The following is a 12,461-nucleotide window of genomic DNA, read 5'->3' on the forward strand; positions in this document are numbered from 1 at the left end:
CGGCCCCGCACCGCGGCAAGCTCCCCAGACCTCATACAGCCAGCGAACTACCACCCACCCACCACGACAAGACCACCTAACAAAGCACTACTAGGACTTGTCCGGCCGATCATGGCGTTGGACGGGCAGCATGCCCTCCCATGGTGAACACGTGGGCTGGTCCCTGGGGACCTGACTGCCCAGGGCAACGGTGTCAGCCCGCACAACTAAGGTTGCAGCCCACTGGCCTCAAGGGGCTACACCATGGGCATTCTTGCGCCTGGCCGGAGCAGAGGCGTATCTGGTCCGTGCTGCGCAGACGCTGCCTCCGGGCTCCCCGCAGCGCTTGGCGCATTGGGGAGACCGGAAGGCTCGACTGCGGCAGGCGATGCCCATCATCAATGACGGAGGCAAAACGTGGCAGCAGGCGTGGACGCACGTTCGGTCAACTGGGCGGCGGCCTGGATGTGCGTCACTTTCACCCGAGGTCTGGGCCCCGAGGAGGTATTCGCCCGGTACGGAGCCGATCCGGCCCAGGCGCGCCTGCTCGACTGGGACGCGGCCTCGGACTTGCCCTCGGGACACTCCGATTCGGGGATGGTCTCGTTGCTGCGGGCCGGGAGGGTTGGTGAATGGGCCTTCTGCGTCGAGGAGGAAGGCAGCATCGGCCTTGAGGAACGAGCGCTAGCGGAGTTGTCTCGGGGCACTGAGACGTACAGCGTGGCGACCACCGAAGGAATCGACGTCTTCCAGCACTGGCGCGACGGCGATTGCGTCGAGTACTTCGAGCCCGGCATGGAGCACAGCCGGTCCGAACCGCTCGGCCCCTGGTGGGATCGGGTGGAATCGGCGCTCGCCGCACACGAAGGCGAGGATGCCGGGATGGCACCTGTGGTGGCCCTCGTACTCCACCACCTCGGCATCACCCTGAACGACACAGCCCTCGCCGGGCCCTGGCCCAGTCTGACGCTCGCCGAGGACGACACGCCGTCCGCACCACTGGGCGACACCTACGCGGGCGAGGGACCAGTTCCCCCCGGGACTGTCCTGGATTTCGGCCCTTCAAGGTGAATGTTCTGAATCGCGGGATCGTCCCTCGCCGCTCTGGGAACGACCAGCGCCCGGTCCGTTTGTTCACGGTGCCTCTGACAAGGCGGCCTTGACCGCTGCCACATACCGACGGTGGAGCTCATGGGGAGCCGGTCCTGGCGTGCCATCGCGGGCTGCTGTGGCCAGCGCAAGGTAGTAGGCCGCTGCGGCCGCGGATACAGACGGCAGGCCCTCGAGCTCCACCATGGTCACCTTCCTTGTGAGTTCGGTCCAGTTCTCGGCCTCCCTGTTCTGCAGGAGGTCGACCCTGTGTGCGCATTCGAGGAAGTCCGCGTAGACCTGGCGGCGGCGGTCGAGGAGGCGCGCCCGGCGTTGTTCGTCGAGGGTGGCCTGGACGGTAGATATCAGCGCGTTCGCCTGTGCCTGACCCGCAGCCTCCGCTGCCGCAGCTTGGCGGTGGCCGGCCCTCCACGCGAAGAACCCTGTCGTGACACTGCCCAAGATGGCCGATCCGGCGGCGATCAGGGCGATCCCCCACTCACTCATGCCGAGGATCCTGCCACCCGGATGCCGGCGCCCGCTGACTCGGGCGCTGGTGTGTTTTCGCCCCGATCTCTGCTGTGCGACTTCGTGGAGTGCTCATGCCTCCTCCGGCTGGCGGGGCTCAGGCGCCTGGTTGCGGGTCACCGGTGCCCAGGGGGTCACGATGAACAGGGGACGCTTCGTCGTGTCCGCGGTGTGCCCCGAGTACATCGAGTTGCAGACGCGCATCGCCGGCTGCCTGTACCACGCGTGGCTCGGGGAGCCCGTGCGCCTGTGGACGCGCACCGGGATCTACGGCCAGAACGTGTCCTACTGGCCCGCCGCCGACGAACTCTGGACCGTCAACGAGGCCCCTGGCGACCGGAACGTCTTCCACATCGACTGACCCACCCCGCCCGTCCCCGTGCGGTCCCTCACCGGCCGGGGGGGAACCTGATCGGCGACGACCGACCCGACGTACTGGCCATCCGCCCCGACGCGTCGACCGGGAGCGGAGCAGGTGACGGCAATCTGGTCCTCTACCCCGGGGCCGCCGGCGGGGTCGGAGCGCGCCAGTCCATCGGAACGAACTGGAACTCGATGCGTCTGCTGGCGGGGGTCGGGGATCTGACGGCTGATGGGCGTCCGGACGTGCTGGCCGTGGACAAGGACGGGAAGTTGTGGCTGTACGAGGGGGATGGCGACGGTCTCGGTGACCGGCATCAGGTCTCGACCGGTTGGGGGATCGTGCAGACGATGACAGGTGTCGGTGACCTCACGGGCGACGGGCTGCCCGACCTGATGGCGGTCTGGAACGACGGAACCGCCCACCTGTACCCCGGCAAGGACCGTGGCCTCGGCGCGCGGAACGCAGTGAACCTGGGCTGGAGCCCGTCCTGACAAGGGCCACCGCCACCGCGACGGCCGTAGCCATCCGGCTCCGAATCCCTAGCCAGGCCCTGGACGCGGCACCGACCGAGGCGTAAAACCACCCCGAATCGTGCGGCGGCCCCCGATGTCGTGGGCCGCCGTACCCGAGATCACGAGGAGCACCCCCTGCCCCAGCCCGCACGGGCCTCAAGGCGCGGACCGCATGCGCGAATACATCGACGCTAGGGAGAACGTGCGCACGGTGATGCGGGCCGACTTGGGCATCAACGAGGACGCCTAGCGGCTTGCGGGCGGGCTGATCGACGTTTCGGGGCTATCGTCCTTCGAACAAGATTCACATACTCGGGGGAGATTGTGTTGGGACGACGGGTCCTCAGATGCGCGGCGGTCTTGCTGTTGGCGGCGTTGCCCGGGTGCACGTCCGGGGCGGAGCAGCCGCGGAAGCCTGCGAAGTCCTCAGCCGCGAAGCCTGCGACCACGAAACGGCAGGCGGCCTCGCAACGGCCGTACGACACGATGCCGGCGCGGCCGCTGGGCAAGGCAGCGGCCACCGGTCGCGACTCGGCCTTCCTGCGCGCGGCATTTGCCTCTGGAGTGCCGGCTGGATACGAGCTTCCGCAGGTCGACCAAGTGATCGTGATCCACCGACTGGGCGACGAGACTGGGGAGCTGGCCTGGATGCCCGACGGGCGTACCTTCTGCTACGGCATGATCCGGAAAGGCTACAGCTCGTTCAACTGCGGCCGGCTTCCCGAGGAGGCTCCGGCACCCGGGCTGCTCTTCACGGTCCCGTCAGACCCCGACCGGGTATCGAGCGAGGACAACCTCGACCAGCTCCGCCACGTGAGTTTCGTGATCGCCGAGGGCGGCTCCAAGAGCTTCAACCACGTCAAGCGTGGCCAGGGCGCGGGACCGGTACATCAGGCGGTCGCGCGGTTTCCTTCCGGACGGATGGTCACCTTCCTGACGTTCGACCGCCCCGATCAGGGGGTTCTCGACCCTGAGGCGGAGATCTGCAGCAGCGACCGTGCGGTCTGCTTCCCCTCCGAGCCCGTGCCGTACTAGGGCTGTCTCTTTGGTCCTTCTAGCGCGGACATGAAGGCAGACGGGCTCGACGGAGCACTTGTTGCCATCCGGAATAGCATGGCTGCTGCGAATCCGGCAGGGCGTCCGCGAGGAGGGCAGGGCGTGTGAACGAGTCCGATGTCCAGCAGCAGGAGCCGGTCTGGCTGGTGGCGGCAAACGTTGTGGCCTGGCGTCGATACGGAGTCGGCGGCCAGGAACTACGCCCGGGAACGAAGTACTTCAAAGGCGGAGCGAAGGTCTACATAGTCGACGTGTACTGGGGTCCGGGAGGTGATCGGGTCACGGTGGTCGGACGTGAACGGCACACCAGCCGGTGGATCGTCATCGACACGGCGACGCGCCACCTCCACGGCTTCCGACCGAAACTCGTCCACACCCCGCGCCTCTTGGAGCGGCTGCGCGAGGCAGGAATCGAGCATGGCCTTGACGCGGACTACGCAGCGGACGTCTCTACGACGCTGGAACGGTACGCGCGCCAGTACCGCGCCGAGACGGCACCGAACAGTCCGCACCCGGACCGATGCCTGTGTCACGACTGCCTCACCGGCGAGTCCGGGTAGACACGGTAGTGTTACTGAACGCTGGCGGAGGGCGTGACGACCATCCTCGTGCCCGGGTTCAGGGCGACGCCTGGTCGGACTGATCGGTTGGTTCCGGGCCATCCCTGCGAAGCGGCCCCGACCGCCGCCCACGGCTCAGCATGCCGGAACACCGGCCGGTCAACCTCCTACCGGCTGCACTGGTTCCCCTACGAGATCACCCGATGCCGGAAGCTGACCCGCAGCACGGTCAGCACACGCGCGTTGTTCGGCAACTACAAGTTGCGACCGCCGTTCCCGCGACTGCGGCCTTCCCAGGACTCCGTCACGGACCTCGACCCTGGAAACATGGATCCCCGGCGCCGGGGCGCCACCGCCATCCACAACTGCAGCGTCTGCGACCGCCCACTCGGACAGGCCGGACTCCACCAGATGTGGATCTCCCTGCGCGTGGCCACTGACGTACTACCCCTGCTCGTGAACGCCTGCTCGGTGGCGTGCGTCGCCGCGCTGCCCAGGGGCGCGGACGAGTACATCCCCACGCCGCACAAGGGCGGCCGAGTCGACCAGCCACCGTCCGACTGGGACTGATCAGCCGTTCAGCGCTTCCCAGCCGTTCGGTCAAAGAGGCGAGTAGAGCCACAAGCCAGAGCTCGAGCACCTGGGCGAGGATGGCGTTGCTGATGGGACCGCCCACCCCGCCTACGGGACCGTCTGTCGTTCGAACAAGCACGACGGGAGCGTCGGCTGTTTCGGCGCTCCGGTCGCGTCGTGCCGGGTCAGTCCGCAGCGGGCCGGAGGAAGTCGGCGCCGACGGACCGGGCTGTCTCCTCGACCGCGTCGCGGTTCTTGTCTGCAGCCGTGAACAGGACCATGCCCATGCTTCCCCTATCGGCCCACACGCACATCGCCCGCGGCGTGCCGGTGGCCACCTCGGTGTACCCGAGGCACCGCATCCAGGCGCCGTGTGGACCGGCTTCGGCCCGCCAGGTGTCGTGGACGTTGCCGACCCCCTCTGTCATGGGGAGGATCCCGTCGTCGTACACGTACGACTCCCGCATCTCGTGGAAGTCTCCCGTCGTGACGGCCACCAGGTACTCGGCGGCGGCGTCCGCAGCGGCGTCTTCGGCGACGTACACGCGGGCCGTCGATTCCTTCAGCTCACCGTCGGGCACGGCACCGAACGGATCGAACTCCTCTCGCAGGTCGAAGCCCTTCAAGCCCCGGAAGGTGTCGTGGGCGACGATGTCATAGCGGGGATAGGCGAGAGAGGAGGTGTACGCCGTGACGCCGACGGCCAGCAGGAGCGCGAGTCCGGCTCCGGCGAAAACGTACTCGCGAGGAGTGACGCGCGGCACGGGCGGCAGCTCCAGCGGCCCGAACCTGTCGCCCCCGACGCCCGCTTCGTCACCCGGTACGGCCTCGGTATCGGCTGCGGCCATCCGCTCGGCAGCCCGCTCACGGGCGGCCCGCAGCTGTTTGCGGAGAGCGAGGAACGGCAGGCCCAGCAGGAGCCCTACTCCCGTTGCCACGCCGTACGGCACCGCCGGCAGGACGGTGATGCGCAGGACGATCAGCCCAGCGAGTACCACACCTGCGGCAAAGCGGTACTCGAGGCCCCGGCACAGCAGCAGGCGCGCCCAGGTCCGGCCGGTGGCGGCGAGGGCGCCCGTCGTCTCGGCAAGCACGGCGAGCCGCAGATCGCGCGGGGCTGCGGCGGCCCACTGCGCGGCCTGGGCGGCGGCAGCCTGAGGCGTGGGCGCTTCGGCGAAGGCACGGGCCGCGTCGAACGACTGAACCCGGCGCACCGAGGCACTGTTCCTGGCGTTCGTGGAAACGGAGCTTCCCGCAGCCTCGGCCCGCAGCAACTCCGGCGAGTACGGCGCGAGTTCTCGCAGACGGGCGAGGAGCACAGGGCCCCGGGCATGTCGCCCCGGCCGGTCCAGCGCGTCGGTGCGAGCACAGAGTTCCGCGTACCCGGCGAGCAGGCCTACGTCCTCCGGGAAGGTGTCCAGGCCCTCGCGGAAGACCCGCTCGGCAGCATCGTCGTGGTCGTCGTCGTCCTCGGCCGTATGAGCGCGGGCCAGCGCGAGGAGGAGCCCGGCGTCGGGCCCGTCCGCGTCAAGCGCGGTCCGCGCGGTGGCCCGCGCCTCGGCCGGCCGGCCGGCGGCGACAAGCGCGTCGACCCGCCCTCGCGCTGCGTCACGCACGTTGTCTTTGTTGTCGTTCAAGAGTCCCCACCCCTGGTGCAGCAGGCCGGACGAACGCGGCCGCGAGCGCCACTATCACCCGTACCGGAATTCCGGTCAACCAGAGATGTGCCGCTCTGACCTCATCTTTTGCCACACAACAGCATGCAATCGGACGCACCTCGGGCACCCGTTCCACTTGATCTCCGTCACTGTGGACGGCATGCAGGACCGCAGCTGGTGTACGACCGTCGGTGGCCGATCGAGACGGGCAGGTAGTGCGAGCAAGCGGCGTACGGCGGGGTATCAGACCTGTGCGCGAACATGCGGCGTGCCGGGTTTCTCCTGTCCACAAGGTCGCCCTCAGCGGCTACGGGAGAGCGTGGCGTCGCCCTCCGGGGTGATGGCGCCGTACACACGGGAGCTCGACCACCAGGTTGAGACGGTCGCGTACGGCCTTCAGGCTGTCCCAGAGGCGTCGAGGGCCCGCCCTGATGCACGGTGGGTATCTGCCAGCGGGCCAGGCATGGACCGCACTGCCTGGGGATCAGATCCAGCGGTAGGCGGAATCGTCGAGCCCGGGGAGCAGTGCGGTGTCGGCGTGCTGGTCGACTTCAGGAGCTGCGAGGTCGGCGATGGACACCGGCGGGAAGAGGGCGATGTCTTTGGTGTCCTGGTAGCGAACCCAGACCAGTTCACCGGTGCCGGCGGTGTCGTCGTGTTCCACCTGGTGCAGGCTCGCGCGCACGCGGTCGTTGATGTGGATCCGGAAGATCATGTGCAGTTTGCGCGGTGGGGTGCTTCCCGGGCGGCTGACCATGGCGTCCATCAGCCACGTGAATCGGGGCGGGCTGTCGGCCTCGCCGACATCGAGGCCCAGAGGTTCGCCCTCGCCGGATCACCAGCGGGGCCGAATATGAGAGGGCTTGGGCGAACCTGTGTCAGTCCCAGCGAAACTGCCAGGTCTCGGAACGGGTCCAGCGGTTCGCCCAGGAGGTGGTGTCGTTGCCGTCCGGGCAGTACGCGTACTGCTCGATCGCCGTCTCAGCCACCGCCAGGGGCTCCTGCGGCGGCGAGGGCACGTCCAGGATCAGCGTCCGCTTGGACACATACAGCAACTCGGCCCCGAACCGGTCGTGCCAGGTATGCAAGAAGGCCGCATGGTCCGAGTCGAACATCGGCCGTCCCCCTGGCCCGTGCTCCCAGGAAGGCGCGAACGGATACCCAGGCAACAGCCCAGGCACGGACCAGCCGTTCCGACTCTCCACCAGGCACAGCCAGTCCGGCCGGAAGTCGGTGATCCGACCGACCTTCGCTTCGGGCGACATCTCCCCAGCAAGCCGCTCCGGGTCGAAATCGGCCCGCCACTCCTCTTCCTCCTCCGCGTCTCCCGCATAGTCCAAAGCAGCCGCGAGCGCGGACGACGTGACCTCGGCAACAATCTCGCCAGGCGCCGCCACGGCACGATCATCAAAGACGTCCGGATCGGCAAGCTCGCCCGCCACCAGGTCCCGGGGAGGCAGCATGGAGAGCAGCGGATGGAACCCCGTGCTCTCCCGGACGGCCAGCAGCCTCCGCCACAGAGACTCGGCCCCGTGCGCGGGGATCCGGCGGCCCAGCACGCGGGCACCGGAGCGGGCGCGGGCCTCTTCCACGCCAGGCCCCCGCACAGCGAAACCGGCCGTCCGAAGGATGGTGATGATTCGGTCGCTGTCCATGGGGCGGGGTCTTCCTCCGTGGCACGGCCGACAGGCTGAGGTCCGGCAAGGGGCGGCGTCTCATGCGTCGCCGTCGGGCAGAAGGCGGTCGGGCCCACCGCACCATGTGCGACGGGCCCGACTCCATCGTGGCCGAGGCGGGATTCGAACCCGCGACCTCTGGGTTATGAGCCCAGCGAGCTACCGACCTGCTCCACCCGGCGACGTCCACCGTAGAACACCAAGACACCCCCGAGCGAAGGGATTTCCCCCATCGCCCGCTCTCGTCTGCGCCTGGGGAGCGGGCACGCGATCACCACCCCACTGGCCCACGTCCTGGCCGGTGCGGACCGATTCCGTCTACCGCTGGAGGGCGTCGTGCATGACACGCCCGCGCCGTAACCCCGCGCCGCGTGAGCGGCCTTCCGCCTCCCGACCTGCCCACCCTGCGGGCGTAGCCGAAAGCAACCACCCCGACGGCACAGCCTGATTCGAGCGTCGTCATTCCGAACGGGGTTCTCACGACCACGCCCGTGAACGGAGTACTTGTCCCGCGAACTTGACGGCGTGGAAACGCGAGGTGCCCTCAGCCGAGCCCGGCTCCGGCGGAGGGAGTGGAACCGATCTGGTTGTGCGGACACTTGTTGGTGTGGAGTCCCCATTGAATGAACGGGTCCGGTCTGGTGATCGGGCGGCGTTCGCCGAGATCTTTGACGAGCATGCGCGCGTCGTCTACGCCCACGCCGTCCGAACGACGGGCGACTGGGCCGCCGCCGAGGACGTCATGTCACTCACCTTTCTGGAGGCCTGGCGGTTACGCGACAAGCTGCGCGAGGAAGTCAGAAGCGTCCGGGCGTGGCTGTTGGGCATCGCGACCAACGTGATGCGTAACACCGCCCGGGCGGCACGCCGGCACCGGGAGGCGATGTCCCGTCTGCCACCCCCAGAAGTGTTGGCCGACTTCTCGGACGACGTGGTCGGGCACATGGCCGATGCTCAGCGGCTGGCTGCCGCTGCCCGAGCGCTGCAACGTCTGAAGCGGACCGAACGCGAGGTCTTCGCCTTGGTCGTCTGGTCCGATCTGGGGTATGCGGCGGCCGCTGAGGCGTTGGGGATTCCCGTGGGCACCGTACGCTCCCGGCTCTCCCGGGCGAGAGAGAAGCTGCGCAGGCTCGTCGAGGAGGAAGTGACAGCAGGTGAGCAGGCCGTGGAACCGCGGTCCGGCACCGGACACCTATCGAATAGCGGGGTGGCGGCAGCCCGCGCGTCCCACGGGAGGGGTACACGATGAATCCGGAGCAGCGGGAACGGTCCGAGCGTGAGCAGGCGAGCCGGGTACTGCCGCCGACTCCCTACCCGGAACCGGCGCCCGGACGAATGGACGCCCGACGTCAACACCTCTTGAGCGAGGTCGACCGGCATGCGCGATCCCACTCCCCCCGTCCGGCACTGCGGCTGAGGCGGCGCATGGTTCTCGTGCTGGGCACGGCAGTGGCCGCCGGCACGACAGTCGTTGCCCTCAACCTCGGCTCCGGAACCAACGTTGCTCCACACAACGTGCCGCCGGCCTCGGCGGCGTCGGTCCAGCTGCTGGAGAGGGCTGCCCTGGTCGCCGACACGACGCCGCAGACGAAGGTGAGTCCCGGGCAGTACGTGTACGTCAAGACGGTCGGCCATACGTCGGTGCTGTCCGAGATCAAAGCCGGCCAAATGGAGCTTCTGCGCGAAGACGAGGGAATGGAGCAGTGGACATCGGTGGACGGCAGTGCGCGCACGCTGCAGCGCAAGGGCGGCAACGACAGTCTGCTGCCGGGCACCCCGGGCGAAGGCAATCTGAACTCACCGACGTACAACTTCCTGGCTGCCCTGCCGACCGACCCCGACGCCCTGTTGAAGCGGATCCGCGACGACGCCGAGATGAATCACGGAGCCGGATCGGACTCGACGACGGGCCCGGACCAGGAGGCCTTCGTCACGATCGGCGACCTGCTGCGCAACGGGGTGACTCCTCCTGCGACCACTGCCGCTCTCTACCGCTCCGCCGCGCTCATCCCCGGCGTCGAGGTCGTCCCCGACGCCGTGGACGCCGCCGGGCGCCATGGGGTCGCCGTCGCCCGAGTGCACGACGGCGAACGCACCGAGTGGATCTTCGACAAGAGCACGGCCCGTCTCCTCGGCGAGCGCACCGTCCTCCTGGAGGACAACGCCTGGGGCAAGGCCGGCACCGTCGTGACCTCCGTCGCCCTCATCAGCAGTGGAATCGTCGACGAGGCCGGACAGACGCCGTAGGGCTCAACCGCATGCAGTACACCGAGGGCAACACTCACTCAGGATCGAGCATCAGGACGAACCGCGATCGAGAACTCGACCTACTCGATCACGGCCCCCTCGGCCCCGCGGAGCTCGCTGGGCAGCGTGCCGCAGCCGTGGAGCCCGGTGGTCTCTCCGGCGAGGCGGCGGGCCCGTCGGAGAGCGCGTGGACCGGGCACATCGCTCCCCTCGGCGCTTTCTCCGGAGGCAGGGACCCCGCTCAGTGCGGTGGCGGCTGCGGGTTCAGGGCATTGCCGACGGAGCAGCCGCCTTCTCCGGGCATCCGCTGGATCCGGGGCGGCACCCACACCTCGGTGGCGCCGGGGCCCACGCGTGCGAGAAGGCAGTCCTGTGGGTCGAAGCCGTTGCCCTTGACCGACAGGAGAACGCCGACCCGTCCGCCGTCCGCCTTCACCTCGGTGCGGATCGCCGGATGCAGGTCGAGGGCGGCGAGCGTACGGCGCACCTCGGCCTCGTCCACCCGGCCGCCCTCCGGCACCCGGGGAAGTTTCGCGCGGAGCTCCTCGTACGGCAGCCGGGGCGGTTCGGGCGGCGGGGCGAAGGTCAGCCGAGGGCCATCCGGGCAGTCCACGTCACGGGGATCCTCACCCCACTCCGACTTGGGCGACACCCGGACCTCGAAACAGCGCCGGACGGCGACCTCCTGAGGGTCGAACCATTCGTTGTACGCCGTGCCGGACGTGCGGACGACCACGTCGATGCCGTCCCCCTCGTGTGTCGAGGTACCCGTCACCCGCAGTACCTCCACTCCGTCGATACCGGAAGCGGAGCGCCCGACCTCCTCCGCCGTGCGCGGACGCTGGCCGTAGAGCCGCTCACCCGCTTTCCTGGCCACCTCCCGTGCGGCGTCCGTCGCCTCGCCCTCGGAGTTCTGGACCACCCCGCAGCCGGCGGTGAACAGCAACAGCAAGGCGAGCAGCAGCAGTCGGCGCATGCGTCCACCCTTCCGGCGCCGCGCGCGGGCGGGCACCCGCTCGCGTACTCAGACCGGCATGGGTGATCGTACTCAGCCAGTACGACGATCAGACGTGGGCGCCCCCGTGAGGTTCCGGCGGCGGGCATGCACCTCGATCTCGACCTCATGCTGTAGCCGACGGCGGGCGCGTTGCTCCGTGCGGACGCCGCTTCCGGGAAGGCGTCCCTTGCCCCGTCGCCGTTGGATTCGTCGCCGCCACCCGGCGTACAGGCCGACAACAGCAGGCCCCGTACAACGCTATATGCGATCCCGGCAGTCCCTGACGCCGTGCTCCGTGTCTGCCGCACCCGCCCCTAAGGGCTGTCCCGTAAATGATCTCCGGGTCGCTCGGACATACTTGGCCGCCGTGTGGCCCGCCGGTCTATCCGGCGAGGGTGAGGTTGTGCAGTCGGGCGATGCCGAGCATAGCGTGGTGGACGCCGTCGCCTTTGAGACGGCAGTCGCGCAGGATCTTCCAGGTCTTCATGCGGGCGAAGACGTGCTCGACGCGGGCACGGACCTGCTTGTGGGACTTGTTGTGGGCCTGCTTCCAGTCCGAAAGCTCTTCGCCCTTGCGTCGGCGGTGGGGCATGACGAGCCCGGTGCCGGGATAGCCGCCGTCGGCGATCGTCAGCGTGTTGCCGACGGCGGCCTTGGCGCCGGATTCCTCCCACGCCTTGCAGTCGTTGCGGTTCCCGGGCAAGGGCCGGCCGACCACGACGACCAGCCGGGTGTCGGCGTCGATGACGACCTGGTGGTTGGTGGAGTACCGATAGTTCCTCGACTGCTCGGCCACGATGTGGTCGCGGGTGGGGACCAGGGTGCCGTCCACGATGAGCACGGAGTCCTTGGCGAACCGCTTGCGGGGCTGGAGCGCGAGCATCGGTCCGAGGTGGTCGATGATCCGGTCCGCCGCCGACTTGGACACCCCGAACAGCGGGGCGAGCTGCCGCATCGTCAGGTTCGTGCGCCAGTACGCCGCGACCAGCAGGGCCCGGTCCTCCAACGGAAGACTCCACGGCCGGCCCTTGCGGACCGCGTCCGCACCCTCGCGCCGCAGAACCGTCACCAGCTTCCCGAAAGCACGCGGACTCAGCCCGGAGAACGGGGCTATCCAGGACGGTTCCGACGCCGTGATCACGCAAGGCACCGCAGGATCATCGCACCTACGGTCGGCAGCCTTGGAGGCCAGCCTGGCCTCAGAACTCAAACCAGAGGTCGA

At 68.8% G+C, this 12,461-nt stretch carries 14 protein-coding genes and 1 tRNA gene; 8 read left to right on the plus strand and 7 right to left on the minus strand.

Annotated elements, in window-relative coordinates:
- The first annotated feature begins 396 nt into the window (after positions 1–396).
- A complete protein-coding gene (locus tag ACFVZW_RS25260; protein WP_384525349.1) occupies positions 397–1,050 on the plus strand; it encodes a DUF6461 domain-containing protein in 654 nt (217 codons plus the stop codon).
- A 63-nt stretch (positions 1,051–1,113) separates the two neighbouring features.
- Here ACFVZW_RS25260 and ACFVZW_RS25265 read toward each other — a convergent pair whose 3' ends face one another.
- Positions 1,114–1,575 (minus strand): hypothetical protein, encoded by a 462-nt coding sequence (locus ACFVZW_RS25265; protein WP_384525352.1) that lies wholly within the window; start codon positions 1,573–1,575, stop codon positions 1,114–1,116.
- Between the two features lie 160 nt (positions 1,576–1,735).
- Here ACFVZW_RS25265 and ACFVZW_RS25270 point away from each other — a divergent pair, with 160 nt between their 5' ends.
- From ACFVZW_RS25270 to ACFVZW_RS25290, 5 genes are all read left to right on the plus strand, one after another.
- Positions 1,736–1,957, plus strand: a complete 222-nt coding sequence (locus tag ACFVZW_RS25270; RefSeq protein ID WP_384525355.1) for a hypothetical protein — start codon at positions 1,736–1,738, stop codon at positions 1,955–1,957.
- Between the two features lie 194 nt (positions 1,958–2,151).
- The gene (locus tag ACFVZW_RS25275) at positions 2,152–2,451 is read left to right on the plus strand and encodes an FG-GAP repeat domain-containing protein (protein ID WP_384525357.1); all 300 of its coding nucleotides are present in this window, start codon (positions 2,152–2,154) and stop codon (positions 2,449–2,451) included.
- Between the two features lie 627 nt (positions 2,452–3,078).
- A complete protein-coding gene (locus ACFVZW_RS25280) occupies positions 3,079–3,507 on the plus strand; it encodes a hypothetical protein (RefSeq protein WP_384525360.1) in 429 nt (142 codons plus the stop codon).
- Between the two features lie 125 nt (positions 3,508–3,632).
- Complete coding sequence (locus ACFVZW_RS25285; protein ID WP_384525362.1) at positions 3,633–4,088, plus strand: hypothetical protein; 456 nt, start codon at positions 3,633–3,635, stop codon at positions 4,086–4,088.
- 327 nt (positions 4,089–4,415) lie between these two features.
- Entirely contained in the window at positions 4,416–4,658 is a 243-nt protein-coding gene (locus tag ACFVZW_RS25290; RefSeq protein WP_384525365.1) for a hypothetical protein, read from the plus strand.
- Positions 4,659–4,846: 188 nt separating this feature from the next.
- Here the strand turns inward: ACFVZW_RS25290 and ACFVZW_RS25295 are convergent, their stop codons facing one another.
- The 4 genes from ACFVZW_RS25295 to ACFVZW_RS25310 form a co-directional block, all read right to left on the minus strand.
- Complete coding sequence (locus tag ACFVZW_RS25295; RefSeq protein ID WP_384525368.1) at positions 4,847–6,277, minus strand: hypothetical protein; 1,431 nt, start codon at positions 6,275–6,277, stop codon at positions 4,847–4,849.
- A 526-nt stretch (positions 6,278–6,803) separates the two neighbouring features.
- Positions 6,804–7,085 (minus strand): hypothetical protein, encoded by a 282-nt coding sequence (locus ACFVZW_RS25300; RefSeq protein WP_384525371.1) that lies wholly within the window; start codon positions 7,083–7,085, stop codon positions 6,804–6,806.
- A 112-nt stretch (positions 7,086–7,197) separates the two neighbouring features.
- Positions 7,198–7,974, minus strand: a complete 777-nt coding sequence (locus ACFVZW_RS25305) for a DUF4253 domain-containing protein (RefSeq protein ID WP_384525374.1) — start codon at positions 7,972–7,974, stop codon at positions 7,198–7,200.
- A gap of 129 nt (positions 7,975–8,103) precedes the next feature.
- Positions 8,104–8,177, minus strand: a tRNA-Met gene (locus ACFVZW_RS25310).
- A 437-nt stretch (positions 8,178–8,614) separates the two neighbouring features.
- Between ACFVZW_RS25310 and ACFVZW_RS25315 the strand changes: the two genes are divergently transcribed.
- Both ACFVZW_RS25315 and ACFVZW_RS25320 read left to right on the plus strand, forming a co-directional pair.
- Positions 8,615–9,244, plus strand: coding sequence for an RNA polymerase sigma factor (locus ACFVZW_RS25315; protein ID WP_384525376.1), 630 nt, complete (start codon positions 8,615–8,617; stop codon positions 9,242–9,244).
- Positions 9,241–10,242, plus strand: coding sequence for a CU044_5270 family protein (locus ACFVZW_RS25320; RefSeq protein ID WP_384525379.1), 1,002 nt, complete (start codon positions 9,241–9,243; stop codon positions 10,240–10,242). The genes ACFVZW_RS25315 and ACFVZW_RS25320 overlap by 4 nt, the downstream gene beginning before the upstream one ends.
- 241 nt (positions 10,243–10,483) lie before the next feature.
- Here the strand turns inward: ACFVZW_RS25320 and ACFVZW_RS25325 are convergent, their stop codons facing one another.
- Together ACFVZW_RS25325 and ACFVZW_RS25330 are read right to left on the minus strand one after the other, a co-directional pair.
- Positions 10,484–11,218 (minus strand): translation initiation factor IF-2, encoded by a 735-nt coding sequence (locus tag ACFVZW_RS25325; RefSeq protein WP_384525382.1) that lies wholly within the window; start codon positions 11,216–11,218, stop codon positions 10,484–10,486.
- Positions 11,219–11,621: 403 nt separating this feature from the next.
- On the minus strand, positions 11,622–12,389 hold the full coding sequence (locus tag ACFVZW_RS25330; protein WP_384525385.1) for a transposase: 768 nt from the start codon (positions 12,387–12,389) through the stop codon (positions 11,622–11,624).
- Positions 12,390–12,461: the final 72 nt, after the last annotated feature.

The sequence above is a fragment of the Streptomyces sp. NPDC059567 genome (assembly GCF_042735655.1).
Classification (GTDB): Bacteria; Actinomycetota; Actinomycetes; order Streptomycetales; family Streptomycetaceae; genus Streptomyces.